Source organism: Paenibacillus sp. GCM10027627 (assembly GCF_042675505.1).
Lineage (GTDB): Bacteria > Bacillota > Bacilli > Paenibacillales > Paenibacillaceae > Pristimantibacillus.
Genome location: NZ_JBHTHB010000005.1, coordinates 352203 through 378703, shown reverse-complemented (window position 1 = coordinate 378703; position 26501 = coordinate 352203). Strand labels below are relative to the sequence as shown.

General features: G+C 46.7%; 23 protein-coding genes and 1 CRISPR repeat array. Of the genes, 20 read left to right on the top strand and 3 right to left on the bottom strand.

All coding sequences use genetic code 11. The features are described 5' to 3' along the window. Positions 1-537 precede the first annotated feature (537 nt). The 6 genes from ACFQZE_RS19125 (at position 538) to ACFQZE_RS19100 (ending at position 10867) form a co-directional block, all read left to right on the top strand. Positions 538-1026: a hypothetical protein gene (locus ACFQZE_RS19125; protein ID WP_379359949.1), complete on the top strand. Its 489-nt coding sequence runs from the start codon at positions 538-540 to the stop codon at positions 1024-1026. Positions 1027-1055: 29 nt separating this feature from the next. Beyond that, positions 1056-1490 (top strand): hypothetical protein, encoded by a 435-nt coding sequence (locus ACFQZE_RS19120; protein WP_379359947.1) that lies wholly within the window; start codon positions 1056-1058, stop codon positions 1488-1490. Between the two features lie 222 nt (positions 1491-1712). Then, complete coding sequence (locus ACFQZE_RS19115; RefSeq protein ID WP_379359945.1) at positions 1713-2150, top strand: riboflavin biosynthesis intermediates N-glycosidase; 438 nt, start codon at positions 1713-1715, stop codon at positions 2148-2150. 306 nt (positions 2151-2456) lie between these two features. Continuing rightward, positions 2457-6678: a CRISPR direct-repeat array (repeat unit 33 nt; unit sequence GTCTCACTTCGTTCGGAGTGAGTGGATTGAAAT). Positions 6679-6894: 216 nt separating this feature from the next. Continuing rightward, the gene (locus tag ACFQZE_RS19110) at positions 6895-7992 is read left to right on the top strand and encodes an endospore germination permease (protein ID WP_379359943.1); all 1098 of its coding nucleotides are present in this window, start codon (positions 6895-6897) and stop codon (positions 7990-7992) included. Continuing rightward, the gene (locus tag ACFQZE_RS19105) at positions 7989-9719 is read left to right on the top strand and encodes a spore germination protein (protein ID WP_379359941.1); all 1731 of its coding nucleotides are present in this window, start codon (positions 7989-7991) and stop codon (positions 9717-9719) included. Before ACFQZE_RS19110 ends, ACFQZE_RS19105 begins: the two co-directional genes overlap by 4 nt. Further along, positions 9716-10867: a Ger(x)C family spore germination protein gene (locus ACFQZE_RS19100; RefSeq protein WP_379359939.1), complete on the top strand. Its 1152-nt coding sequence runs from the start codon at positions 9716-9718 to the stop codon at positions 10865-10867. Before ACFQZE_RS19105 ends, ACFQZE_RS19100 begins: the two co-directional genes overlap by 4 nt. Positions 10868-10883: 16 nt before the next feature. Here the strand turns inward: ACFQZE_RS19100 and ACFQZE_RS19095 are convergent, their stop codons facing one another. Beyond that, entirely contained in the window at positions 10884-11318 is a 435-nt protein-coding gene (locus ACFQZE_RS19095; protein WP_379359937.1) for a methylglyoxal synthase, read from the bottom strand. Between the two features lie 354 nt (positions 11319-11672). Here ACFQZE_RS19095 and ACFQZE_RS19090 point away from each other — a divergent pair, with 354 nt between their 5' ends. The 10 genes from ACFQZE_RS19090 (at position 11673) to ACFQZE_RS19045 (ending at position 21097) form a co-directional block, all read left to right on the top strand. Further along, a complete protein-coding gene (locus ACFQZE_RS19090) occupies positions 11673-12290 on the top strand; it encodes a hypothetical protein (protein WP_379359935.1) in 618 nt (205 codons plus the stop codon). 111 nt (positions 12291-12401) lie between these two features. Further along, positions 12402-13364, top strand: coding sequence for an acetylxylan esterase (locus ACFQZE_RS19085; RefSeq protein WP_379359933.1), 963 nt, complete (start codon positions 12402-12404; stop codon positions 13362-13364). 298 nt (positions 13365-13662) lie between these two features. Further along, positions 13663-14661 carry a hypothetical protein gene (locus ACFQZE_RS19080; RefSeq protein WP_379359931.1) on the top strand — a complete coding sequence of 333 codons (999 nt, stop codon included), beginning with the start codon at positions 13663-13665 and terminating at the stop codon, positions 14659-14661. A 130-nt stretch (positions 14662-14791) separates the two neighbouring features. Further along, positions 14792-15583 carry a class I SAM-dependent methyltransferase gene (locus ACFQZE_RS19075; protein WP_379359929.1) on the top strand — a complete coding sequence of 264 codons (792 nt, stop codon included), beginning with the start codon at positions 14792-14794 and terminating at the stop codon, positions 15581-15583. A 211-nt stretch (positions 15584-15794) separates the two neighbouring features. Beyond that, positions 15795-17084, top strand: coding sequence for an MFS transporter (locus tag ACFQZE_RS19070; RefSeq protein ID WP_379359927.1), 1290 nt, complete (start codon positions 15795-15797; stop codon positions 17082-17084). A gap of 173 nt (positions 17085-17257) precedes the next feature. Beyond that, a complete protein-coding gene (locus ACFQZE_RS19065) occupies positions 17258-17602 on the top strand; it encodes a hypothetical protein (protein WP_379359925.1) in 345 nt (114 codons plus the stop codon). A gap of 181 nt (positions 17603-17783) precedes the next feature. Next, positions 17784-17942, top strand: coding sequence for a hypothetical protein (locus ACFQZE_RS19060; protein WP_379359923.1), 159 nt, complete (start codon positions 17784-17786; stop codon positions 17940-17942). A gap of 306 nt (positions 17943-18248) precedes the next feature. Next, entirely contained in the window at positions 18249-19985 is a 1737-nt protein-coding gene (locus ACFQZE_RS19055; protein WP_379359921.1) for an alkaline phosphatase, read from the top strand. Positions 19986-20124: 139 nt separating this feature from the next. Further along, complete coding sequence (locus tag ACFQZE_RS19050; RefSeq protein WP_379359919.1) at positions 20125-20655, top strand: hypothetical protein; 531 nt, start codon at positions 20125-20127, stop codon at positions 20653-20655. Positions 20656-20671: 16 nt separating this feature from the next. Next, the gene (locus ACFQZE_RS19045) at positions 20672-21097 is read left to right on the top strand and encodes a hypothetical protein (protein WP_379359917.1); all 426 of its coding nucleotides are present in this window, start codon (positions 20672-20674) and stop codon (positions 21095-21097) included. Between the two features lie 146 nt (positions 21098-21243). Here ACFQZE_RS19045 and ACFQZE_RS19040 read toward each other — a convergent pair whose 3' ends face one another. Together ACFQZE_RS19040 and ACFQZE_RS19035 are read right to left on the bottom strand one after the other, a co-directional pair. After that, the gene (locus ACFQZE_RS19040) at positions 21244-22833 is read right to left on the bottom strand and encodes a stalk domain-containing protein (protein WP_379359915.1); all 1590 of its coding nucleotides are present in this window, start codon (positions 22831-22833) and stop codon (positions 21244-21246) included. A 131-nt stretch (positions 22834-22964) separates the two neighbouring features. Continuing rightward, positions 22965-23738, bottom strand: coding sequence for a MerR family transcriptional regulator (locus ACFQZE_RS19035; RefSeq protein ID WP_379359913.1), 774 nt, complete (start codon positions 23736-23738; stop codon positions 22965-22967). Between the two features lie 233 nt (positions 23739-23971). On the opposite strand from ACFQZE_RS19035, the gene ACFQZE_RS19030 reads away from it, so the two are divergent. The 4 genes from ACFQZE_RS19030 to ACFQZE_RS19015 all read left to right on the top strand — a co-directional run bounded on the left by ACFQZE_RS19030 (position 23972) and on the right by ACFQZE_RS19015 (position 26468). Then, positions 23972-24739 (top strand): SDR family NAD(P)-dependent oxidoreductase, encoded by a 768-nt coding sequence (locus ACFQZE_RS19030; RefSeq protein WP_379359911.1) that lies wholly within the window; start codon positions 23972-23974, stop codon positions 24737-24739. A 15-nt stretch (positions 24740-24754) separates the two neighbouring features. Next, positions 24755-25114, top strand: a complete 360-nt coding sequence (locus ACFQZE_RS19025; RefSeq protein ID WP_379359909.1) for a Lin0512 family protein — start codon at positions 24755-24757, stop codon at positions 25112-25114. A gap of 165 nt (positions 25115-25279) precedes the next feature. Further along, complete coding sequence (locus tag ACFQZE_RS19020; RefSeq protein WP_379359907.1) at positions 25280-25414, top strand: hypothetical protein; 135 nt, start codon at positions 25280-25282, stop codon at positions 25412-25414. A 157-nt stretch (positions 25415-25571) separates the two neighbouring features. Beyond that, entirely contained in the window at positions 25572-26468 is an 897-nt protein-coding gene (locus ACFQZE_RS19015; RefSeq protein ID WP_379359905.1) for a helix-turn-helix domain-containing protein, read from the top strand. The last annotated feature ends 33 nt before the right edge of the window (positions 26469-26501 follow it).

The window sequence follows — 26501 nt, the reverse complement described above, 5'->3', positions numbered from 1 at the left end:
AGTTCAAGAACTGCCTTGGCGAAGCGGCAGTTCTTGAGCGGAGAGACTATAGCAAGCAGGATAATTAAATGTTTCGGCTCAAAATTTGGCGTAGTTACAAAATCCATATAAAGCGGATTTCCAGTGTAATCTAGATAAGCTTGATAACGGGTACACATAGCTTGAGAAGTAATCAAATCGAGCGCTGTATCCTTTGCAACCCAGCGGCTATCTGATGTTTCGTCTTAACCCCTATATTAGAATAGACCCCGGATAAATAAGAAACCACAACATCTATTTCACTTTCCTTTTTAATCTCTCTGATTAAAACCTCGGTCAGGCTTTTGCCTACTTCTACTCGACCTCCCGGACAGACTTAATCATTATGTTGAGTTTTCACCAAAAACACCGCAAACGGCAACAATATGAGTCGGCATATCCATAATTAAAAACCTCACAATTCTAGGGGCAACTATTAAGAGTAAGCGCAACAAAATAACATTGTTATTCATTTGTTTATGAGTAAATTTCCAAAATGAACCGGGAAGGATGCAAAATATGCTTAAAAAAGAACGGTATGGGATTTCTATTTCTTTGATAGTTTTAACTATTTTTTATACTTTCAATTTCTTAATAATAGGATACAGCATGTTTCTTAACGGCAATAGAGATGACGAACCTTATAGTTTAGCTTATATGTCAGAAATCTTTTTTACTACAATATTTTTAGTTATGGCAATCACTTTTTTGACAATTGGATTAAAGAAAAATAGGAGGAGAAGAAAAATATCAGGGGTTATATTCTTAATTATCTCCATAATTAAAATTATTATTTTATTATATTTCCTGTATAAAGACGAGCCTCCAGTTGTTTTGGAAAGTTTTGGCGGGTATGATTTTTCTAAGAGCGTGCAGATCATGCAATCATTTTATTCAACAATGTTGTATCAGGTTTATGGGTTGATTGCTATAAATTTATATGGATTTTGTAATACGATGATAAGTATCTACCAACGTTTAAAGATAAGGAAGGACAATATATTCTGATTCTAATAATTACAAAGGAGCTGAAACAAATGACCCAAAACAAATTAGACCCCCGAAAAGCACGCAGGCTAAAGCGAAGGGCTGCCAATAGGGAACGCGGGATGACTAACGCCAATTACTATCAGATGAATGATAAAGACATTGATGAAGAGGGACTTTTTGTGAGTGATCTTTTATCTTTTGTAGAGGAACAGAAGCATGTGCCGCTTATGGAACTGTGCTCGGTAAGTAGAGATAAAGGGGAAACTTGGACGGATGAGCTCATTAACGTAAAAATAACAGATCCTGAATTGTCTGTATTAAGGGTTGGGGACTTCGTTAAAAAGAAGAATGAAGACGCAACATATATGGTAGTAGCTAATGAGGGTGAAACCCAGTTTCCATCGTTTTTTCAAAACGATCCCGATTCTCCACTATATCTCCCGGAAGGTCATTTATATTGGAACGCATTGCCTGACGAATAAACTAAGTTGAATGATCATTAATGAACAATTAACCGTAGGTAACTAATCTTTCCTTAGTATTGTCTAAGAAATAACCTGTTCAGAGTGCAAAAATCAGCCTGTTTAATTTAAAAGATTTTATCCCTTTAATTTCTATTTTTAAGAGCTATGATATAAATAGAGCTTTGAGTTAAACAGAGAGAGAAAAAATAAAGGCGGAACACTTATTCGGGGGTAAAGGTTATGGCAATTAGGTTTTATAAAGTAAATGAGAAGTTTGGATGCTTTTCGAATTTTTCAAAACATGGGTTTCAATTGGATGGGAAGTACTGGCCTACCAGTGAGCATTATTTTCAAGCGCAAAAGTTTGTTGGCACTGTTTATGAGGAGCAGGTCCGATTAGCTAAAACCCCAAAGGATGCGGCTAATTCGGGACGTGATCGTAAGAAGCCTCTGCGTCCAGATTGGGAGCAAGTGAAAGATGAAATTATGAAAAAGGCTGTTTTACAAAAATTTCAAATCCATAGTGATATTCGTGAAACATTGCTCTCCACTGCTGGTGAGGAGCTTATTGAACAAACCACGAACGACTACTACTGGGGTTGCGGGACGAACGGCACCGGTAAAAATATGCTGGGGAAAATTTTAATGGAAGTTCGTGAGTTGCTGCATAAAGCATAAGCTAGTTTCGGGAAAGATAAGCTTGAGAGGCAAATGCCTTTTTAGGTTATCTTTTTTTAGTTGTGAGTGGACGTTTAGAGAAGTATCGGAAATACAAAAATCTAAAGTTGGGAAGAGAAAACGAGGTGCGAATGGGAAGCTCACATAAAAACCCCGGGACATTCGCACCTCGAATTTTGTCGAAATAGTGTTAGCAGCATATTACTATACATTCGTCAATCTTTCATCTATATTTGTTCTATATGGGTTGTTGTGAATGGTAGGTTGATTTATTCAAAAAAAGAATGAATTAATCTGCTTTTCGCTGTCTCACTTCGTTCGGAGTGAGTGGATTGAAATCGGAATTGATGTAATCAACGGGGCGCAAGCCCCTGTCTCACTTCGTTCGGAGTGAGTGGATTGAAATGTTATGATTGTAGTGGCTGCGGCTGTGATGGGGAGTCTCACTTCGTTCGGAGTGAGTGGATTGAAATGTAGTCACCGTTGCCGGCTGAATGACTTCTCGCGGGTCTCACTTCGTTCGGAGTGAGTGGATTGAAATCGGTCTCTACTGCGATGATGGTTAAAACCTTACGTCTCACTTCGTTCGGAGTGAGTGGATTGAAATTTGCCTTGATCGTGCTCCATCTTATTAATGGGAGGTCTCACTTCGTTCGGAGTGAGTGGATTGAAATAAAGGCCTCTTTAAATAATTCTTTGCGTTTCAAAGTCTCACTTCGTTCGGAGTGAGTGGATTGAAATAAGTTTATCGTAAAACCTAATTTGTATATCACTGTCTCACTTCGTTCGGAGTGAGTGGATTGAAATTTGACCATATCGGTATTGTATTTTTTCCAAAAGGTCTCACTTCGTTCGGAGTGAGTGGATTGAAATCTGATGTGCTTTTTAACTCTAAGAGCCAAGTGAGTCTCACTTCGTTCGGAGTGAGTGGATTGAAATGTATTAAACGTATTACGGACAACAACTGTATTTGTCTCACTTCGTTCGGAGTGAGTGGATTGAAATGCAGAAACGGCGGCAACGATGTTTTCCCCTCCTGGTCTCACTTCGTTCGGAGTGAGTGGATTGAAATACGCCAAAAAAACATAGAGATTAATCTGGGGGCGGTCTCACTTCGTTCGGAGTGAGTGGATTGAAATTCTCCACCATCTTGGTCGATGATAATAAATCCGGTCTCACTTCGTTCGGAGTGAGTGGATTGAAATGTACCTGTCGAACACCCACCAAACACCGTCAATTGTCTCACTTCGTTCGGAGTGAGTGGATTGAAATCGCCGCCCTATGCGGCTATGATTTTAAAATACTGTCTCACTTCGTTCGGAGTGAGTGGATTGAAATTTGCGATTGTCCTTTAGCAGCTCCAACGCGCCTGTCTCACTTCGTTCGGAGTGAGTGGATTGAAATCCGAGTTATGCGACCGCATCCCATTCGTTCGCGGTCTCACTTCGTTCGGAGTGAGTGGATTGAAATGCCCTTTGTCATGATCGTTGTAGCAGCATCAGTAAGTCTCACTTCGTTCGGAGTGAGTGGATTGAAATCGCCTTTAGCCGATCCCGGTCAGCTTGTGTGGTCGTCTCACTTCGTTCGGAGTGAGTGGATTGAAATATGAGGCGTCATATCTTCATACTCGCGTATGCCGTCTCACTTCGTTCGGAGTGAGTGGATTGAAATAATGTTATACCATCAATATTTTTTTAACAATTGGTCTCACTTCGTTCGGAGTGAGTGGATTGAAATCCCATGCCGACTAAACGGTCAACAGCAAGCCCGGTCTCACTTCGTTCGGAGTGAGTGGATTGAAATCATATTTGATCCACCTCAGCCAATGTCATATTCGTCTCACTTCGTTCGGAGTGAGTGGATTGAAATTTATGCAGTCCATAGATAAGACAGCCGAGCGCGGTCTCACTTCGTTCGGAGTGAGTGGATTGAAATCCCCGTATCCGATCGCCATCTAGGGGCCCGGCGCGTCTCACTTCGTTCGGAGTGAGTGGATTGAAATGAATACGGCCGCCCGCGCCTCCTCGAGCTTCGGGTCTCACTTCGTTCGGAGTGAGTGGATTGAAATAAATGTCAGAAACACCGCAATGGTTATTCGGTAGTCTCACTTCGTTCGGAGTGAGTGGATTGAAATGTCCTGGACGAGTACGCGACGAAAGAACAGCCGGTCTCACTTCGTTCGGAGTGAGTGGATTGAAATACTTGCTTCCGTTTGGGAAACGGATTTGCATAGGCGTCTCACTTCGTTCGGAGTGAGTGGATTGAAATGGCTATTTGGTATGCATTGGACGACTATGAAGTGTCTCACTTCGTTCGGAGTGAGTGGATTGAAATCTGTAGGTCCTCAATTCCCGTTCCGCTATATTTGTCTCACTTCGTTCGGAGTGAGTGGATTGAAATTTACCATTAAAAGCAAATATACCTAATGCTTCTAGTCTCACTTCGTTCGGAGTGAGTGGATTGAAATAAATAATCTTTAAGCTCTTCTCGCTCCATCAGGGTCTCACTTCGTTCGGAGTGAGTGGATTGAAATACCGTCGATTATCTCCCCGCAGCTCTGACAGTTGTCTCACTTCGTTCGGAGTGAGTGGATTGAAATCCTGATTATCTACGAATTTATCTCGGATGATGGGTCTCACTTCGTTCGGAGTGAGTGGATTGAAATTTCGACCAGAATAGAGTTTGTGCCACACTGGTCGTCTCACTTCGTTCGGAGTGAGTGGATTGAAATTCGAAGAGTTTTAGCAACTTTACGCAGGACCAAAAGTCTCACTTCGTTCGGAGTGAGTGGATTGAAATCAGCAACTTGAGCCAATTGGGATTGTTTGTCCAGGTCTCACTTCGTTCGGAGTGAGTGGATTGAAATATGTTGAGCAGCAAGGTGAAATCACAAAGGTACCGTCTCACTTCGTTCGGAGTGAGTGGATTGAAATGGCAGTTGTGCCGCCATACTTTTTCAGCTTTTCGGTCTCACTTCGTTCGGAGTGAGTGGATTGAAATTGCTCCCCGTTGATCTGCACGAATGAGAGCTGAAGTCTCACTTCGTTCGGAGTGAGTGGATTGAAATTAGAAGAGTAGCTATAATACTTGTTATTTTGCTTGTCTCACTTCGTTCGGAGTGAGTGGATTGAAATACCAACGACATTTCCCTGCCCATCTTTCGCCACAAGTCTCACTTCGTTCGGAGTGAGTGGATTGAAATACTTCTGAATGAAAGTGTGATTTTATTACCTGAGTCTCACTTCGTTCGGAGTGAGTGGATTGAAATTTACGCTTGTCGTATTCCGCATCGACCTGTTTGGTCTCACTTCGTTCGGAGTGAGTGGATTGAAATAAGAACTTTATAAGAAAACAGGTATTACGCAAAGTCTCACTTCGTTCGGAGTGAGTGGATTGAAATGTGGTCCAAGTGATGCTTTCCTGAAAAAAATGATGGTCTCACTTCGTTCGGAGTGAGTGGATTGAAATACGCTTCATTGCGTCAAACTCAACCTGCGTAAAAGTCTCACATCGTTCGGAGTGAGTGGATTGAAATAAGACATGGGCATTTGTGACGCCGGGGACTGTAGTCTCACTTCGTTCGGAGTGAGTGGATTGAAATCTCTTTACCATGAGATTGAAGCGCATACGCATTGGTCTCACTTCGTTCGGAGTGAGTGGATTGAAATCTGTATCTTTACATTTGTCGCACACTGGCAAACGTCTCACTTCGTTCGGAGTGAGTGGATTGAAATTCGTCGGTCCTACCGTTAACCCCCCTTGTTGAAGTCTCACTTCGTTCGGAGTGAGTGGATTGAAATCAAAGTGTTTTTAAGTATGCCATTACGGAAGAAAGTCTCACTTCGTTCGGAGTGAGTGGATTGAAATCTATCATCCAATTGTTGAAAGAGATGGCCGCTTGTCTCACTTCGTTCGGAGTGAGTGGATTGAAATCTGCGTGAAATGCACCTTGTTTACCGGTTACAGGTCTCACTTCGTTCGGAGTGAGTGGATTGAAATGGCATTGTACGTTCTGTTAAATGCTCCCCGTACGTCTCACTTCGTTCGGAGTGAGTGGATTGAAATCAATCCACACAACGAAACGGTCTGGCCATCGCGTCTCACTTCGTTCGGAGTGAGTGGATTGAAATTTGTAGGCCACGAATTCCGGATCCTGTTTCCAAGTCTCACTTCGTTCGGAGTGAGTGGATTGAAATTTGTTGTCATAGTCCAACCAGTCAGGATTCTTTGTCTCACTTCGTTCGGAGTGAGTGGATTGAAATCGATATGTGTCACCGTACCCCAGTCCGCTGAAGGTCTCGCTTCGTTCGGAGTGAGTGGATTGAAATCGTTAACCTCTTGATAAGCCCTCCTAGCACTATGTCTCACTTCGTTCGGAGTGAGTGGATTGAAATCATTATCTGATCAGTTAGCAAAGACTGTAGCCGGGTCTCACTTCGTTCGGAGTGAGTGGATTTAAATATTATTTGGCTGGCAATTCGGATTTAACAAAGAAGTCTCATTTCGTTCGGAGTGAATGAATTGAAATTTAAAGGTGTTTTGCCCAGCCATTTAGCTCGATCGATTCTCTTACTTCTTATTGAGTGCGTATACACTTCAATTTAATTATGGAACCATAAAGACCTTGCCCCCCATGCAAGGTCTTCTTTCCGTTCCAAGAATGAAAAGTAAACAAAAGGACAAACTAAGCCTCGCAACTGGGAAATTATACATTAGGAAATTTTGCAAACGGATGTGAGGGCAAATGAGGAGCGGGAGCGACAAGATCAGTTTTATAGAGTTGTTTATGGTATTGGCTTTATCGAACGGGCTGGCGAGCCATGTCATTGTAAATCCGATGATTTTGGATGCGTCGGGGCGGGATTCGTGGATTACGGTGCTTGTTTCCGGAGCTATGTTTCTAATTTGGATTGTGCTGTTGTATTTCATTATGAAAAAAACGGCGCAGAAGCCGTGGAAAGATTGGCTCTCCAATCGCCTTTCTCCCGTTGTCGCATGGCTGCTCATTTTGCCCGTATGTTTGCAAATGTACCTAATCGGCGGCATGACTGTCATCCATACGGCCACTTGGCATGTAACCAACTATTTGCCCGCCACTCCAAAGTTGGCGCTCGTTGTGGCGCTAGTCATTTTCTGCTCAATCTTGTCGCTGTGGGGGCTGCGTGTCATCGCGATTGTGGCGGGGGTTCTGCTTCCGGTTGTGGCATCTCTCGGCATTTTTGTCGGAGCTTTTAATTCACCAATGAAAAACTACCAGCTTCTGCGTCCCATCTTAGAGCATGGGATGAACCCTGTTATTGACGGCATCATTTACGCGGGAGCCGGGTTTGTAGAGCTTCTGGTCGTCGTTCTTCTCCAGCATCATTTGAAGGCTAAGGTTCGCCTTTGGCACCTGCTCCTATACGGGATTTTCTCAATCATCATTTCGCTCGGTCCAATCGTTGGTGCGATTACAGAATTTGGTCCCGAGGAGGCGTCGATGCAAATGGCTTCCCCTTACGAGCAATGGAGATTAGTACAAATAGGCCAATTTATTGAGCATCTCGATTTTTTATCGATTTTTCAATGGTTGTCGGGCGCGAGCATCCGCATTAGCTTATCGGTCTATCTGTTAGTGGAACTGTTTCGGTTCAAAAAGAAACGAAACCACTACATCACCATCGGCGCTATCATGGCTAGCTACATTCTTCTTTCTTTGTTTCCAGTCAACGAGTACACATTTTATTTATGGATGTACCACTATTACATGCCGATATCGCTGGTTGTTTTATTGACCGCTTCTTTCATCTGGCTAGCGGTAGCATGGTTCGCGGGATCACCCCGCACGGAGGAAGCGTCATGAGCGGAAGCGGAACAAACGGAAGCGGAACAAACGAAAGCAATAAAGATGTGAAAATAGACAAGCGAAAAACAGACGAGCGTGAAACAGGCCAGAGTAAAGAAGACCAGAGTAAAGCAGACCAGAGTAAAGTAGATGAGAGTAAACCAGAAAATAGTAAAACACATAAGAGTAAGCCAGACGAGAGTAAATCGAAAGGTAACAACACGAACGAGAGCCAAGAGGACGCTGCTAACACCAGCGACAGCAGCACAAACAACCCGGAAGAGCAGTACCGCTGGACGGAATCCCAAATAAAAAAAATATTTGCGGGCTCCGCCGACGTATTGATCCAGGCTTGCTGCTATGGGAACGACCGGGAAGCAGCTCCTCCAGTCATCATGGTCTATGCAGAGGGCTTAAGCCATTCCACTGACATCGGAAGATACATTCTCCCGGAGGTAAGTAGGCTCTATGGGGAAGGCGGGCTTTCGCAAGGGCCGCTCCTTGGTTTGTCGAAAGTGCTGCCGATTTCTCCGCTTCATCAGCTGACGGACGAGAAGTTGACGGAGGTTGTTTTTAACGGCGACTTGCTGCTTCTATTTACTGAAACGGGTGAGGCTTGTTCCATCAACATTTCGGACAAGCCGACCAGAACTCCTTTTGAGTCCAGTACGGAAATATCGGTGAAGGGCCCGCGGGACGGATTTGTTGAGGATGTAACGGTTAACGTAGCGCTTATTCGCAAAAGATTACGAAGCCCCTCGCTGCATGTCGAGTACATGACGCTTGGCGCACGGACAAAAACGCGTATCGGGTTGCTGTACTTTTACGACATTGTTAACCCGGCGATTTTGAAAGGGATCAAAACGAAGCTAAACCAAATCGACGTTGACGGCATTCTCAGCATCAGCCATCTGGAAGAGATGATGACGGATTCAAAATTTAAGCTGCTGCCGATCATGGATTTTACAGGCAGGCCGGATTTTGCGGTCAATAGCCTATTATCCGGGCGGCTCGTCATTATTGTGGACGGCCTGCCGATGGTGCTCATTGCTCCGGCTGGCATATCGCTTATTTTGAAATCGCCGGAGGACGCTCATTTTAATTACGCCTATGTTTCCTTTGCGAGAGTCATTAGAGGGATCAGCTTATTTCTGTCGATTTTTTTGCCTGCGATTTGGGTCGCGCTGATGTCGTTCCATCAGGATCAAATCCCGTTCCGAATGATGGCGACCATCTCCATTACGCGGCTAGGGCTGCCGCTCTCTTCACATATGGAAATGTTTCTGCTGCTTATGCTGCTTGAAATTTTCCGCGAAGCGGGAGTGAGGCTGCCGAGTGCGATTGGTCAAACGCTAACTTCGATTGGCGGTTTGATTATAGGGGATGCGGCGATTCGCGCAGGACTCGTCTCTCCTTCTGTCGTTGTGGTGGGAGCTATTACGGCGGTATCCGGCGTTACTCTGGTGAACCAAACGCTAAGTACCCAAGTGAGCATTATGCGCTTTTTCTTTTTTGTGTTGTCGGCCATCTTCGGCATGTACGGCGTCATCCTTGGGATGGTGCTGTTGATTGGCTACATGGCGAGCTTGCGGCCCTTTGGCCTTCCGTATTTGGCGCCGCTTTCCCCGCTTAATCCGAAGGAGCTGCTTCTGTCCTTTTTTAGAATGCCGTGGAGCATGATGAAAAAAAGGCCGGTGGCGCTAAATACGGTCGATTCCGACAAAGGCGGGGAGGATACAGAATGAGAATGGCTTGCCGTAAGCTTCTTGTCGCGCTGTCCTGCTTTTCATTATTGCTCGGAAGCTGCACGCATACGCCGGAAATTCAGGATATGGCTTATGCAACGGCAATCGGCGTGGATTTTAAAAAGGGCAAGTGGATCGCGTATGCGCAAATTTTGAACTTCACCAACATAGCCCGGACGGAGCAAGTGGCGCTTGGCAAGTCGGTTCCGGTATGGGTCGGCAAAGGGGAAGGGGATACGCTCGCCATGGCTCTGACCGATATTAGCCGAACATCTCAAATCAAAATGTTCTGGGGCCATGTAGAGGCCGTCGTCATGACGGAAAGCGTGTTGAAAAAAGGGGTCAAAGACGTCTATGCGACCATCAACCGGTATCGCGAGGTTCGGTATAACGTACTTGTCTATGGAACAAAGCGTGAGCTGCCCGATATTTTGACGCAAAAATCGATATTGAACCTGTCGCCGCTGGATGCCACTTTATTTATGGACACGCACATGGGCTCGACTCATTCTACGGTTATTCCTGTGGCGGGCAACCAGGTGATTGCGGCTTTGAACGAAACGGGTGAGCCCGCCTACATCCCTTCCATTGATATTGATTCGCTGGATTGGACGGAAGACAAAAAGCCAAAGCCTATGTTTAAAGTGTCTGGGAAATATTTTTTCCGCAACAAAAAGATGAGCGGTTGGATGTCCGAAAGGGATCTGCTTGGAAGCCGTTGGGCGGAGAGCAAGCTTGAGCGTACCCCGCTTGAAATTAAAAGGGATGAGAAGCCGATCGCCGTGCTTATGTTTGCTCACCCTAAGCTGTTTGCACAGCCGGTAGCCGCGGGGGATTCCGTTAAGTTCAACATTTACGTCGAGGCAAAAGCCATTGTAATGGACATGGTGCAGAAAACGAGTATTAAACAGATGAGCGACTGCGCCGAAGACGATATTCGCAAAGAGATTATTGCGACCTTCCGCAAAGCGCTGAAGGCGGAGTGCGATCCATTTCGGCTTGGCGAAGCGCTCTATCGGTGGAATCCCCGGCTGTTCAAGAAAGAGGCCGATGGGAAACCGTATTTTTTGACAGAGGATCACTTGGGCAAAATTGAAATCGAGGTCGTCATTACGACTACTGGAAAATATAAAGGAACGCCTCCGTAACAAGCGTCAGAGGGGATTAACCATCCGTCCCTGTTTTGGCGCTTGTTTTGTATTTGTCTTTGACGAGGTCGCGCCATGCGAAGTCCGCTCTTTCCGCCGATTTGACGAGCAGCTCCGCCGTTGCAATGTTAGTTGCGAGAGGGATGCATTGAACGTCGCAAAGTCTAAGGAGTGCCGTAATATCGGGTTCATGAGGCTGAGCGACGAGCGGGTCTCTCAAAAAAATGACGAGATCCATTTCGTTGCTCGCGACCATGGAGCCGATCTGCTGATCGCCGCCGAGCGGGCCTGACTTGAATCGGTGAACCCTTACCCCGCTTTCCATCACAATCCTTGCCCCTGTCGTTCCTGTCGTATAGATGTCGTGAGCGTCAAAAACATGCTTGTAGGCAATAACGAAGTTGACCATTTCATCTTTTTTGGAATCATGTGCAATTAAGGCGATCTTCATGAGCGTTCTCCCTCTCGAACGGTAGTTGAGTTAATTATAGGTAAGATTTATGTTATATAATATAACACAATTATTCAAAATTGAAATAATAATCTGTTTAAATGTTAGATAAAATTACATTTTAAATGCCGATATAGCGATGGCAGACACATAGAATGGACGGTTCAAAACCAGTCTTTTAATCAGGCATTTTAAAATGAAGAGGTCCAAAAACGAGGCGAGAGGCATGAGAGGGTTGGCTATGCCCGTTGCTCTTTTGCTTAATCTATTTTTTTCTATAGTTGGTATATTATATTTAATGTGATAAACTATTCCGAAGTAGGACTTTAAAACTATAGGAATAGGAGAATTTACATGTTTAGCAGAACGCGGCTCTTGTCATCCTTGGTTCTTGCGCTCGCATTTATGCTTGTCTCCGCATGCGGCGGGGAAAAGAAAGTGATGAGCACCGGAACCGTGACAAATGGAATCTACACCAACGACTTTTTTGGCGTATCTTTTCAATTTCCACACGAATGGATAGTTCACGATTCGGAGACCGTCAACAGCCAGATGGAAGATCCTAATAAATTGAAAATAGAAAAAACGGATGGAGAGAATACCGATTTAGTGTATTTGATGGGGGCAACCAAATATCCGGATGGCATTAATCAACTAGGCTCATCCATTTTAGTCGGAGGTCACAAGGTGGGCTCGGGCGAAAAGTTAGACAAAGATTCTTTTGAATTTCTTAAAGAGGAACTGAGCAACAGTGATTTGCCATATAAGTTTAACGGCATCTCCGAAGTCAAAGTGGGTGGCAAAGACTTTTTTGTCATGTTAAATTCCGTGAGTAATGGCGATGTGGCCCTTAACCAGGAAGTTTACGTCACCATTATTGATGAGCACGCCTTTTATTTAATCGGTACCTATTCAGATGCCGGTTCCAGAAAAGAAGTCCATGACATTATTTACTCTGTTACTTTTAAATAAGATAAGCTTGCGAGGTTAGCCGGATCATTCCGGTTAGCCTCTTTTTTTGCCTCTATGGTATGATGTTTTCAAATATAAAGTAGCAACGTATAGCGCAGGAGGCAGGAAAGTATGGGATATATGGAAGAAGCGGTGAAAGAGCTGTATCAATATGCTCCTGAATTGACGAAAAAAGCGGATTTTGATGCGTTCTGGGAGGAGACGATTCGGCAGGCGGCAACGGTCCCACTGGAGCCGACTCGAACGGAGCTTCGTTACCCGATTCCAGGCGTTAAAGTATACGAGATTTCCTATCATGGGATGGACGAGACGAAAATAAACGGCTGGTTCATCGTACCTGCTCGCCCGAAGGATGGCGGCTATCCTTGTTTGGTTCACTACCACGGGTTTACTGGCAACCGCGGCGAGCCGTCCGACTTTATGCACTGGATTATGATGGGGATGGCGGTATTGTCCGTCGATTGCCGCGACCAAGGCGGCAGCACGGGCAACCATGCGAGTTATTCCTATGGGTTTTTGGGCAATGTGGCGAGCAAAGGTATCCATAATAAATACGAATACTATTACAGACAAGTCTATATGGACTGCATAAAAGCGATTGATTTTGCCTGCGCTCAGCCTGAGGTGGATGGCAATCGCATTATAATAGAAGGCGAAAGTCAAGGCGGCGGTCTTGGCATGGCGGTAGCGGCGCTGGATGGCAGACCGAAGCTCGCTATGGTCGATGTTCCAAGCAACAGCGATTTGATTAGCCGAATTGACGGCAATCATGGCGCTTTTGGCAGCATCGCGGACTATTTAAGACGGCATCCGGAGCAAACGAACGAGGTTATGGATACGATTAGTTATTTCGATACGATGAACATGGCGGAGCGGATAGATTGTCCAGTGCTGGCATCGGTAGGGTTGAAGGATGAAATATGCCCTCCCAAAATGTATTTTGCAACGTTCAACCGAATAAAGAGCGACAAGGAAATCAACATCTATCCCTTTAACGGCCACGAGGGCGGCGGCGCGCGGCAAAGGGAAGCGAAGCTGGCTTATTTGGCCAACCGGTTTGTCGACTGGTTTTAGGGCTACTGGATTTAGGGCTACTGCTTTTAAGGTAATTGGTATTAAGGTAATTGGTATTAAGGTAATTGGTATTAAGGCAATTGATTTTAAGACGATTGGTTTTAAGTTTTAATGTGGTTTCTTATGTGATTTCAAGTTAGTCTTAGGCAAATTGGTGGCCATTTGCTGCAATGCCAGCGGATTTCTTTTGGGAACATGAGGGTATTTTGATAGCCATTTAATCTATATCTCTTCCATTATTTGGGTTACTATTAATAGGCAGGGTAATCCATACAAAAAAATCTAGGAGGAATAGAGAATGGAGAAGAGAATTGAAATCAGCTTATTCAATAAGGCAATGGGAGCTAAAAAAGGACTGGCTTTATTTTTAGCGCTGGTTATCTCGGTCGTTATGCTGCCTGTTACAGCGAGTGCGGCTTACCACAACACCTACGCGGACGTAGCAACGCTTGGCACGATTGAGGGCGCCAACATTACGCAAGGATTTGACACGGGATCAACTTACGCTTATTCCATTAAAGTAAACAAGCCCAATACGAAGGCCGTTATTTATCGGACTCATATGGACAACGGAACGACTACGGTGATGAAAAACAATGACGGAGGCGTCCTCAAAGATTACGTGACGTATCTTTCTCATGCCAATGATTTGGTGCTCGCCACTATTAACGGAGAATTCTATATGTTTGTAGTGACTATGGAAAGCGGCAGCCTAAGTCTTGTCAAATTTCATTATGTGGGCACTACTTATACAAAAGTAGGAAATTACAGCATTCAATTAAATGGCGCAAACAAAGCGATGTCGGGCGTAGAAATTATAGGGAAAGATGCTAGCAATCTTACCTTTCTCTTCAAAACCGGGAAAAACTTTTATCGAGGAACGCTCCCATTGACGGCAAACAGCGGCTCTATTGCTCTTACGGCAGATTTCAGCATTAATGTAGCGGATGCGAAAGTCAACGGCGACATCGTTGCGGATCTCGATAATCCCAGCGTTTTTGCCCATCAAGGATTCGGCTACCATAACAATAAGATTTACGTTCCGCTAACTCTTAAAGAAGGAAATGTTAGTATAGTTCTTGTTTATAGCAATATAACATCCGCTTCGGGAATCATCACATCCGAAAATGATCTGTCCTTCCGCATTACTTCCTCCACGTATTCGGATCTCTTTGAGATAGAGGGCGTTGGGATCGGCAGCGGAGGCAAGCTTTATTTCAACACGAATCGTAGAATAAATTCCACAGATACCACTCACGACGGAGTGCATTATTTTAAAACTTATGTGGCTTCCTAAATCGGATGATCTCCTGAATGAAGCGGACGGTAAACAATAGATATAGGTGATCTTTCTCTCCAGTTGTATCTTCCTTTGGGCTAAAATGGAAAGGTAGAGAAAAAGAAGATACGGTGGAGGGAAAACCAGCTTGAAAACGAGACAAAACAACGGCGCTTATGAAGGTATTGTAGCTGACACATATGATCTATGGTTTGCAGGCGATAGCTTTGAGGACACGGCCTTTTACGAGGAGTGTATGAGGGAAGTCCCCGGGCTGGCGCTGGAAATCGGCTGCGGTACGGGAAGGCTGCTTCTGCCCTATTTGAAAAAGGGCCTTCCTGTGCATGGTGTGGAGCCGTCGGCTGAAATGCGCGAAATATGCAAGGAAAAGGGAGCGGGCGATGGGGTTGCGCCTGTCGTGTACGACCAATGGATGCAAGAGCTTGATTTGCCGGATACGTACAAAACGATCTTTATTCCGCTGGCCTCCTTTATGCTGGTTGCCGATTGGAAGGAAGCTCGGAAAGCTTTGGAGCTGATGTATGCTCATTTGGAAGAGGGAGGTCAGTTGATTGTTCCTCTCTTCATTCCACGGGAGCATTTGACCGCGCCGAAGAAGGAATGGACAGTCCGCCGCGTAGCGGAGCAGCCCCACGGCACGACGATTGTGCTGAATCAAGCGTCCGATCTTGCGTTCAACGAGCAAATTCAAACGAACTGGAACCGGTATGAGATTTATAGGGACGGCATATTGACGGAATCCAGCTTTGCAAGCTCCAAGCTTCGATGGTATTCCCGGAATGAATTTTGGCTCATGTTGGAAGCGGCAGGGTTAAAAGATATTGAGGTTTACGGCGGTTATGACCGCAGCCCGCTGTCAAACGATGGGACGTTTATGATTTTCCGTGCTTGGAAAAGAAGTTCGGCGCAAGCCGAATAAGGTGATTCAGCCGCTTAGCCGCTTATGGCGGTAAGCGGCTGTTTCATTTGGCTGGATGAAGCGGAAACGATGAGCTGCTCTTTGTTTTTACATCCCTTTTTACTAGCAAAATTTCGAGTTTGTCCTGTACATCTTTTCATTGCAACAGGATGGCAATCACAGTATGCTTGAGGAAGAGATTGTCAAACTTCTGGGGGATGGGTGAAGCATAATGGCAAGAAGCAGGGCGGTTAATTCGCCGTGGATGTATGCGTTTGGAATGCTGGCAATGATGATACCGAGTCAGGCGTTCAGCGCATTTTACAGCTATTATTATGTAGAGAAGCTTGGGCTTGGACTGGGGCTTGCGGCGCTGGCCCGAGTTATTTTTATGATTTGGGATGCGGTCAATCAGCCGCTGGCCGGTTATTTGTCGGATCGGACCAATACGAAGTACGGACGTCGCAAACCTTGGATTTATGCGGCCATTCCATTATTTGTGCTCGCTTTTGTATTCGTTTTCAGTGCGCCGGAAGGCCTTGGCCAAACGAGCTTGTTTATTTGGTTTTTGGCTGCGCTGCTATTGTTCGAGGCTGTAGCTACAATTCTTTGGGTGAACTACGGAGCCTTGTTTCCGGAGCTGTTCAGAGAGCGCAAGCTGCGGACCAAAGCCTCTTCTATTCAGCAAGGGTATCAAATCGTAGGCATTCTGATCGGGACGGCGGCAGCGCCAATTGTATTCGGCGCACTTGGATTTGGTCAGATGGCGTGGGTGTTTGGAGCGCTGTTTGCCGTATTTATGCTTTTGTGCATGAGGTATACCCAGGAAAATGAGGAAGCGCGGCAAACTCCGCAAATCGGGCTGAAGGAAGCATTTTCGGCTACACTGTCCAATAAGCCGTTTTGGGTATTCAACTTTTCCAACTCATTCGCTCAGACGGTGAACGGATTGCTTAGCTCGATGATTCCGTTTTACGCCAAATATGTGCTGAAAATTCCGGAAGAGCAAGTCTCTTTGCTGCTCGCTTCCATCTTTGTTTCCGTTATTCCGCTTGTGGGTGTCTGGTACTGGCTCATTCGTAAAATGGACCCTGTCAAAGCATGGCGGATTTCGATTCTTGCTTATGCTCTTTCAGTTATCCCAATGTGGTTCGGCAGCTCGCTATTGACCGGTATTCTCTCCGGCGTCATTGTCGGATTTGGACTTGCCGGGTTTTTGGTTACGCCTCCTGTCGTGGCGTCTCTCATTATCGATAGAGACTTTGCGGCGACGGGACGAAGAAGAGAGGGCGTTTATACGGCGGTCAGCGGTTTTATTATCCGTTCAAGCGGCCTAATTTCCGCACTAGCCTTCCTGATCGTAGGCGTCATCTTCGGGTATAAAAGCGGCGATGAGCCCGGCGATAATCCGGAAATGACTTTCCGTGTTTTGATTAGCGCGGTTCCTTTTCTATTGCTGGTTATTTCGTATACGATATCCTGTTTTGTCAAACTTAAGGGCGATGAGGAAAAAGTCGGTTAGCACCGAACATACGGGGCAGAGAAACTATACTTTAAGTTGGCTTATTAGCAGATAAGCTTTTGCCTAGTCGCTCGTATTGCAAGTTTTCGTCTGGATGTGGTAGGGTAGACGGATAATCTGCATTTGAAGAAACCCGTTTGACTGGGGATGAAATCGGAATAGGGGTATACGCTATGTATGAGATTACAATTGATTTGGTAACCGACTGGACAAATACGGCGAAGGAAGTGCTGCGAGGCTCCGGTTATGTTGTGGAAGATGGGGCAACGAGCGAAGAGGTGGCGCTGCAATATTTTCTGCATTCTCAGCCCGAGGAGCAGGCTCTCGCTTTGGCGTCGGAAACGATAAGAAGGCTGAAAGAGATGGAAGAGATTGTGATTAGCCATATGAGCTCTACGATTGTGCCCGATATTCAAAGCCGTACTAACTATCAAGGCAACTCGTTTCATTTCAGTTGGGTGTATGATCAGGGAGAGCACATTGTGGAGTTGAACTCGGAATATCGTATTCCGCTTTAAATGAAGGTAGCTCTTCATCTAGACAGGGTTGTTTCGAAGGTCGTGTGACCTTGCGGGGCAGCCCTGTGTTTCATTTTTGGAAAAGAAGGTTAAGTAAGAAGCAAGCAGGTGAGAGCTTCCCAGGAACGGATTGGAAGTCCAACAATCATCTGCAAATTTATAGCAAAGAGGTGCATGAAGGATGAGTCAAACGAAAACGTCTTACCGCACAGGTGAACAGGTCGAGCAAGCTGGAGATTACATTTGTGAAGCCGGACGCCGTCAATCGTTCAAAGAAGGCGACAGACTTCCATACTGCCCTATAACTGGCTTGGATACGATTTGGTATTACGCGGAATAGTCGATCCCTCTGTAAATGGTTTCCTACCCTATCTCTTTCCATATAACCCTCAAGCGAATGGGAATGCTTACTTAGTCGCAAACGGGATCAGTTGATGAATGGCTAGCTAGTCTATTCATAAACGTCTCCGTGGTTTGGCTAAAGCTGCCCTCATGATGCTTGGGGGGCTTTTTTTCGTTCTTTTGCTTAGGCGACGCCCTTTACACATTCTTCACGCCCATCTAATGCTCTCTTGACGAAACGCCTCCATAATGGGAAGCATTCCAAGCTACCTATTAACGAAATGAAATGGGGGAGATTATTTTGATGAAAAAAGCAACACGAACGTTTCTGGCAAGCTGTGCAGCATTAACCGTATTATCCGCGTCCACAGGAGCAGCGGTATTCGCTGAGGGTGCCGAGCCGACACTCACGGCAAAGGCGGGCGCGCCGTCCAAAAACCTGATTGTGCTGATCGGCGATGGAATGGGGCCGGCTCAAGTGTCTGCGGCTCGCAATTACTTAATGTACAACAAAGGGATAGACACGCTGGCGCTGGACAGCATTTATGTCGGTCAAGCGACTACATACGCCGATCGCGGCGAAGACGGGGGCATTATCGTTTCCGGCGCCGTTACGGATTCCGCCTCTGCGGGGACGGCATTTGCCACGGGACATAAAACATATAACGCGGCTATCAGCGTTTCGAACGAAGATGTGGCGAAGCCGTATGCATCTGTTATTGAAGCGGCCGAGCTTTCGGGCAAAGCTACAGGACTTGTGTCCACGGCTCGCATCACGCATGCGACTCCGGCCGTATACGCCTCTCACGTGAGAAGCCGCGACAATGAAAGCGCGATTGCTTCGCAATATTTGAACAGCGGAGTGGACGTGCTTCTTGGGGGCGGCAGCGCTAATTTCCTAAGCAAAGCGGATAAAGGAAAGCGCTCTGACAAAAGCATTATTTCCGATTTCGAAGCGGAAGGCTACACTTATGTAAAAGACAAGTCCGGTCTAAAGGGCTTGTCCGATAAGGATGACAAGGTGCTTGGACTATTCGGAGGCTCGCATGTTTCTTATGTGCCGGACCGCTCTTCTGAGACTCCTTCTTTGGCTGAAATGACGGATGCTGCACTCGATATTTTGTCCGAAGACGAGGACGGTTTTGCGGTTATGATTGAAGGCGGGCGTATCGACCACGCTGCCCATGCCAACGACTTTCCGACGATGGTGCAAGAAGTGCTCGACTTTGATGCGGCTGTGAAGGCGGCGCTCGACTTTGCGAAGAAAGACGGCAACACTTCCGTCGTCATTACAGCCGACCACGAGACGGGCGGGTTGTCCTTGTCCCGCGACAATATTTACGAGCTGAACCTCAGCTTGTGGGATAAGCAAAAAAACTCCTCCGAATTTATTGCAGGCAAGCTAAAAGCGGCGACAACGATTGCCGAAGTAAAAGCGATTGTCCAAGCGAACACTTGGATTACGGATTTGACGGACGAGGAAGCGACGGAGATTTTAACGGGTGGCAGCGATCCGGATTATGGTCAAGAGGGTGCATATAACGCGGTTATTAGCAAAAGACTTCTAATCGGCTGGAGCGGCCACGGCCACTCCGCAGTAGACGTCGGCGTATGGGCGTACGGTCCGATTGCCGATTTGGTCAAAGGCCAAATTGACAATACGCGTGTCGCCACCGCTTCAGCTGAAGTCATCGGCGTCGATCTGGCGGCTGCAAGCGCCAAACTTCAAGAGAAATATCTGTACCCGAAATTCAAATCGTCTGGCGCTGGCGGGCCTTTGTTCCCGGCTAAAGCTTTAGGTGAAGCTTTGGGCGCCAAAGTGACGTGGGATGAAGCTTCCCGCACGGCTACGCTAGCTTACGGTAAACAGGTCATTAAAGTCAGCCTCGATTCGCTCAAAGCAGCGGTGAACGGAACGGAAACCGAGTTGGCGGGCCACGTGGACAAAGGAAAGTTGTATTTGTCTCTGGATGCGTTCAATGAGCTTACAGAAACAAACCTGATATGGGACGCCTTGTCCGAACGAATTGTTCTAGAATAGCAGGATAGCAAAAAGAAGCGGCGTTCCCTATGCGGAGCGTCGCTTTTTCATGCCGTTGGAAGCTGCCGCACAAGCAAAACGAATCCCATTCCTTTTCCAATTCGTAGAAGGTAGAAGTGAATGGAGGGAGGAAATAAAGGTGAGGAAAGTTATGACTATCCTTGTAGCTCTTATCTTGTGCGCGGGGCTGGCCGCTGGATGTTCAGACAAGCAACGCTCAGCCAAAAAGGAGCTTGACGAAGCGATATTCACGGCTACAAAATATAAGGAGGCGGAGCTTGGAGCGACATATAGGGAAGGAGCCGCAGAGGTTACCCCAGATCAATACAAGGAGAAGGAAGAACAGATTCGTCCTTACGCAACCGCTTCTTATTTTCAAAAAAGATACCTGGACAGAGTATACGCGCTTCCGCTGCAAGTTGCGTTTATTAAAAAAAGCGACCTCAAGCTGGACGATATTAAGTTTCAGCAAAAATCGGTAACGGATAATCGGATCGATCTCAGCTACGATGTTGTTGTCGATGTGGTGGGAGATGGTAAAATTCCGCTGTCCGGCACGATCGTTTTGCAAAAGGAAGAAGGCGGAGATTGGCTCGTCATGCACGATCATTACCCGTTAAAGCCATTTATAGACATTATTAATGAGCATATTTTAAATAGAAACTCTTAAATAGGAGGGATTTAAGTTGACCAAAATAAAAGAGTTGGAAGACAAGGCAATGACGGAGGCGAACGAGGCCATTCGTTATTCGACGGAAGGCGAGTACGAGCTTGCGCTGGATCATTGGGAAGCGGCTGAACGGATCATCCAAGCCGAGTTCGAGCTGAGAGACATGTACTATTGGATCAAAAGCGGAATAGGCGACACCTTGTTTCAGCTAAAAGATTACGAAGGAAGCATCGCGGCTTCGCTCGCTGCGAGGGAGTGGACGCTAGCAAACGGCGTACCGTTGCCTTCCATCTGCTTAGGCAGGTCGTATTTCGCTCTTGGTTATGAAGAAAATGCGACAGCTTACCTTTTGGAAGCTTATCGTTTGGCGGGGGACGCTTTAGCGGAGACGCTGGACGATCAGGAAAAAGTCTTTTTGGATAAGATCGTATCTACACTTTAATCCCCGTAATACAAAAGCCCCTTGGCCAGTTTCTAGAGAACTAGTTAGTTGTTCTAGCAACCTGCTCAAGGGGCTTTTTGTTGTGGGAGCTCCAGAGAGCTCTAAAGAGTTTCTAACAATAGAGACTCCGGCGGGAGAATTTCCGTCTATTTGAGCTTAGCTTCCCAAGCGTTCAAATGAGATTTGTATCGAAGCTGTTTTATATCCCCTGCCGTAAGCGCTGGCAGCTTGTCGTCGGTTGTGACGATGACAAGTCTGGAGTCGGCATTCCATCCGACCTTAGCCCCGAAGGTTTGCAGCACTAGACGGGCAGGGATGTAAGTCCGGCCGTTCGAGATACGCGCTGGAGCGTCGAGCGACTGCGTTTTACCGTTTATTTTGACCGTTTTAGAGTCGATGGTCAGTTCAATGGTCGTGCCGTTTTTGCTGGCGGTCACCTTTCGTTTGGCCGCATCCCATTTGATTTGCGCCCCTAGCTTCTCTAGCAGCTCGCGGAATGGCACCAAAGTAAAGCCGTTTTGAATAATGGGCTCGTTCGCGAGCTTAAGCGGCTCGTTGTTCCAAACGACAGCGGCCTTATAGCCGACATTGCCGACCGGAGCGATCGTATCGATGAGCCAATCGCCAGCCGGAGGCAGCGGCTTCGTGACAGGTTTGTTTTCAAAGTCGATCCATTTCCCGGTGTTGGCGTCAAGATACGGATGTTGCCCCGTATAGAAGAGAGGGACTCCCGGCTTGATTCGAAGCGTGTAATGAGGTCTTAAGACATGCTTCTCGTCGGGCATATACGAAAGCTCCAAATCATAGAGAGCAAGCAGTTTCTTTTGAGCGAGCTCGGCATTCCATTGCGGCTTGACCTTATCCGTAAAGGGAGGCGTCTCTACATTTTCGCGTTTTGGAAAAACGCCGGATGCTGCATCCATATGATAGTAAGGATGAAGCGCGTATACCAGCTTTTTCGCTGGATCTCCTGCATTGCCCTGATCGCTCCATTGAAGGAATGGTTTAACGCTGCTAACGATCTTTTTGGCGGCGGCGCTCGCTGTCATCAAGTTTGTGGCGGACACAAACTCGGTTTTGCTCCAGAACGCTTCATACGATCTCACTTCGCCTGTTACCCGATCAACCAATACTTTAAAATGGTTGCCGACATAGCGAATGCCGTTATGAGAGCGGTCGAAGCGGACCCAGTGGACGGACTTTTCATCGGTGCGCGTTACATAGTCGGAGACGGGATATAGGTTTTGCTTCCATTCCGTGTCGAGCTTCCAAACTTGGTCGCCGATAAATTTTTTGGCGATTTCAGAAGCCTGCCCGAAGCTCACCTTTTGCTTGCTCTCATCAAAGGGGGGCTGTACGCCGGTGCCGCTATATTCGTATAAATCTAACCGCTCGTAAAATTTCAGAACGGAGCCGTCTGCGGGATTAAGCCAAATTTCGCCAAAATGCCGGTCCCTGCCTTCTTTATCTTTTTTATCGGTCTTATAATAGATTTCCCAGTAGTTCGGACGTTTCGTTGTAGAGGTTATAGTGGCGCCCTCCGGCAGCAGCTTCAAGCTTTTGGCTTGATTAATGGCCCCTTCGGCGTTTGAAATTTGAACGGTCGCCGCTTCGACTTTAGGCGAGACGGCAGGCAGGGCGACGGCAACTGTACTGAAAGCGATGGTCGAAGCGACGAGCAGCTTGGTCGCGCCAGATGCAGCGCGGGATAATAGAGGGCGTTCAATAGGATTCATTTTTTTCCACTCCTAACATTTATTTATTGTTTTTGTTGCTGCTCACATAGACGTATCCTCTGGAAAAAGGTTGCGGAGAAGAGCGGATATGAATATTTTTTAAGATTTGAAGGGGAAAAAGGAAGAACGGACTACGAGAGTCCGTTCCTTTTCATATAAAACTCAATTGCTTGCTGCACCCATATATCCTCCTCGGGTGTAAAAGGCGAGGGAGTCAGCGCCTCCAACTCCTTGATTTTATCGTCTTCAATTTTTGTCAGCTCGAACAGCTCCTTCAGGGAATCCTCCCCGCCCACATGTTGAAGACTCATTTGAATGTTTTTTTCGACTAGCGCCTGAACCTCGGGATCATCAATAGGTCGTCCGAATAGCCGTTTCGCTTCCTGTACTGTTTGCACAAACAGCTTGTCCAGCTCCTCCATCTCTTCTTCCGTTCGATCAAAAAGCCCGCTCAGCATCTCCGGCGTCACATATTGCTCCATCCATTCTCGCTGTTCTTTTTCCGTATGTATCGTGCGAATAATATTGATTAACAAGCTGCTTTCTACTTCTTTGGACTCTTCTAAAATATAAACGGCCCGGTTAATCGATTTAAGCGCCGTTTCGATTTTTTCTTTTTGCGCCTCCAGCTCGCGTCTCTGCTCATGCAAGGTTTCCAGCAAATCGGTATTGAATTGAGGCTGCTCAATAAGAGGAATAATTTGCTCCAAACTGTAGCCAAGAAATTTTAGCGTTACGATTTTTTGAATGATGACAATATCGTTCCGATCATAGTAGCGGTGACCGGAGCGGATGTCTTTTTTTGCCTTCAACAAGCCGATTTGGTCGTAATAATGCAAGGTACGGATGGATAGCCCGGTCAGCTTGGCAAATTGTCCGATTCCGTATTTCGTCTCTTGATCCATAACTAGAGCCCACTACCTTTCCTTCATGCGAGGTTTATTTCTTATGATACAACCTGACGTAACGTGAGGTGCAACAGGACATCTATCTCAAACTTACAAGCTCAATTCATATTTATCAACCTCAAATGGGTCATTTTTGAAATTGGGGGCGTTGGCTTCAGCCGCTTATGGTAAAATGCAGGTAGAAAACGTATGTCCGCCTATTCGCGGCAAAATGAAATGGAGGAATAAAGTTGACGAAACAGCCTAATTTCAGCATAGAGGGTAAGGTCGCCATCGTGACGGGAGCAAGCAAAGGAATCGGATACGGACTGGCGCAATCGCTCGCGGCAGCCGGAGCAAAGGTGGCGGTTACAGCGCGTAAAAAGGAGGACCTCGCTGGAGTCATCAATGAAATTCGCGCGGCCGGTGGCGAAGCGGAAGGATTCGCGCTTGATGTTCGCAAGGTGGACGATATTCGATTGGCGTTCGAGCGGATCGTGCAGCATTTTGGAGGAATCGATATTTTGGTCAACAATGCGGGATTAGGGGAGGGCATGCGCGCGGAAGAGGTGACGGAAAAGTATTGGGACGATATGCTCGACGTTAATTTGAAAGGCGTTTTCTTCTGCTGCCAGGCTGCTGGACGTTATATGCTGGAGCAAGGAAGCGGCAAAATTGTCAATGTCAGCTCTCAAGTAAGCATCGTAGGCATACCGGACGGCGTAGCTTATTGCGCTTCCAAAGGGGGAGTAAACCAACTCACCAAAGTGCTGGCGCTGGAATGGTCGAGCCGGGGAGTCAATATCAATGCGGTAGGCCCAACGTTTATTTATACTCCGGGAACGGCGGATCGTCTCGATGAACCGGATTTTAGAGAAGCAGTACTCTCCCGCATTCCGGCTGGCCGGATCGGAACAATTGAAGATGTAGCGGGAGCGGTCGTTTATTTGGCTTCGCCGGCTTCCGATTTGGTGACGGGAACGCTGCTGCTGGTAGACGGCGGCTGGACTTCCCAATAGAGAGGAGCGAATAGATTGGACAAGCTGATGTTTATTGAAATCGGGATGGGCATTGACCTCCATGGGCAAAATGTGACCAAAGCGGCGGTACGCGCCGTTCAAAATGCGATCCATCATAATTCGATGCCCGGCATTCGTTCTGTGCTTCCGGACGGTGATTTGAACCGGATGAAAGTGAATGTTAGGCTCGCCGTACCGGCGGACAAAGATCGGCTCGATCTGGAAGCGGTGCGTGCGGAGCTGCCATACGGGCAAGTGACATTCGATATCGTCGATGGAGGCATGTTGACGTCAAGCGGGATTGTTCTCGCAGACAAAGACGACAGGAATGATGATGCTTATGTCGTTATAGCTTCGGTTGAGGTTGGATACTAAACCAACCCCGAAAACGGCAAAGCAGCGGTTTCTTTGGATCGGCATCGACTGACGGCATTTGCGAAGCTTACAAAATTGTCATGCTCCTGAAAGCCAGTTCGATGGTTCGTAAGCCGGTGTTCCTTTAAGATAAGGACATAGGCCAACGACAAAGGAGATGACAACATGCACAAAGCTACTTTCAAAAGCGCCGCAATCGTTCTAAGCTGCTTGTTTAGTATTGTCTTTACCGGTCGAAACCATTCCGCCTTTGCCGAAGAGCAGGCGGGTATCGACGCCAGAAGGAAGGCGCAAGCCTAAGAGCATTTTAGCCAGCGTTGCAGATTTGGAGCAATTATTAATATATAGGAGGCTTTCGCGTGGATGCGGAGGTCTCTTTTTTAGGTTGAAAAGCAGCAATCTTGATCAAAAAGAACAGCCTTTTTCTATGCTATATTTAGAAGCAAGAGGTGATCACGTGAACTACCATCCTACTATTCGCCAAGCTTTAGAACATATCGAAGCTCATTTGGAGGAGGAGCTGACACTTGAGGGCGTAGCGGCCGCTGCGAGCTTCTCGATGTTTCACTTTCACCGCGTTTTCCAAAGCGAGGTTGGTATGACAGTCGCCGATTACATTCGGGGAAGAAGGCTGGCCTGCGCTTCGTCGCTGCTTATGCACTCGGAGGAAAACATCATCGGCATTGCTTTTTATTGCCGGTTCGAATCGCAAGAAGCGTTTACGAGGGCGTTTAAAAAACAATTTGGCATGCCGCCTGGCCGATACCGCAAGCTGATGGGGATTGCGCAGGGGGTTGCCGCAAGCGGAGAGGAGCCAAAAACGATGAACACAACAAGCCGCGTTAAAGGCTGGATTTTGAGCGGGAGCGATCCATCGCATTACGAAATGGGAACGGATCGGGAAACGGTTCATATGGGGAAAGTATCGGGGTATTTGAAATCCATTACCGCTACGTCCGGTGGCCAATTTGCAACCATTATGCAGCAATTCAAAGCAGACAAGTACAGGGGGCAGCGCATTAAGTTGTCTGCATTTATTAAAGCCGACAAGGTGGAGGCGTTTGCCGGGCTTTGGATGCGCGTCGACAATACGGAAGGGGATTCCATCCAATTTGACAATATGAGCGACAGGCCGATCAACGGCACTTCGCCCTGGCATCTATATTCCATTGTATTGGATGTTCCGAACAACAGCGCGAGCATCTCGTTTGGCGTGCTGCTGACGGGACGCGGCCATGTATGGATGGACGGTTTTGCTTTTGAGGTGGTGGACCATAAGACGCCAAGTACAAATATGCAGATTAACGGCGATCTAAACGATGAACCGGAAAATCTCAAGTTCGAAGAAGAATGATAAGCGATAAATGACGGAGGAAAGTTTTGATTG

Coding starts and splice junctions, on each gene's coding strand:
- ACFQZE_RS19125 (WP_379359949.1), top strand. CDS start 538: ATGCTTAAAAAAGAACGGTATGGGATTTCTATTTCTTTGATAGTTTTA.
- ACFQZE_RS19110 (WP_379359943.1), top strand. CDS start 6,895: ATGAGGAGCGGGAGCGACAAGATCAGTTTTATAGAGTTGTTTATGGTA.
- ACFQZE_RS19040 (WP_379359915.1), bottom strand. CDS start 22,833: ATGAATCCTATTGAACGCCCTCTATTATCCCGCGCTGCATCTGGCGCG.
- ACFQZE_RS19090 (WP_379359935.1), top strand. CDS start 11,673: ATGTTTAGCAGAACGCGGCTCTTGTCATCCTTGGTTCTTGCGCTCGCA.
- ACFQZE_RS19085 (WP_379359933.1), top strand. CDS start 12,402: ATGGGATATATGGAAGAAGCGGTGAAAGAGCTGTATCAATATGCTCCT.
- ACFQZE_RS19060 (WP_379359923.1), top strand. CDS start 17,784: ATGAGTCAAACGAAAACGTCTTACCGCACAGGTGAACAGGTCGAGCAA.
- ACFQZE_RS19105 (WP_379359941.1), top strand. CDS start 7,989: ATGAGCGGAAGCGGAACAAACGGAAGCGGAACAAACGAAAGCAATAAA.
- ACFQZE_RS19115 (WP_379359945.1), top strand. CDS start 1,713: ATGGCAATTAGGTTTTATAAAGTAAATGAGAAGTTTGGATGCTTTTCG.
- ACFQZE_RS19080 (WP_379359931.1), top strand. CDS start 13,663: ATGGAGAAGAGAATTGAAATCAGCTTATTCAATAAGGCAATGGGAGCT.
- ACFQZE_RS19020 (WP_379359907.1), top strand. CDS start 25,280: ATGCACAAAGCTACTTTCAAAAGCGCCGCAATCGTTCTAAGCTGCTTG.
- ACFQZE_RS19120 (WP_379359947.1), top strand. CDS start 1,056: ATGACCCAAAACAAATTAGACCCCCGAAAAGCACGCAGGCTAAAGCGA.
- ACFQZE_RS19100 (WP_379359939.1), top strand. CDS start 9,716: ATGAGAATGGCTTGCCGTAAGCTTCTTGTCGCGCTGTCCTGCTTTTCA.
- ACFQZE_RS19035 (WP_379359913.1), bottom strand. CDS start 23,738: ATGGATCAAGAGACGAAATACGGAATCGGACAATTTGCCAAGCTGACC.
- ACFQZE_RS19065 (WP_379359925.1), top strand. CDS start 17,258: ATGTATGAGATTACAATTGATTTGGTAACCGACTGGACAAATACGGCG.
- ACFQZE_RS19095 (WP_379359937.1), bottom strand. CDS start 11,318: ATGAAGATCGCCTTAATTGCACATGATTCCAAAAAAGATGAAATGGTC.
- ACFQZE_RS19055 (WP_379359921.1), top strand. CDS start 18,249: ATGAAAAAAGCAACACGAACGTTTCTGGCAAGCTGTGCAGCATTAACC.
- ACFQZE_RS19070 (WP_379359927.1), top strand. CDS start 15,795: ATGGCAAGAAGCAGGGCGGTTAATTCGCCGTGGATGTATGCGTTTGGA.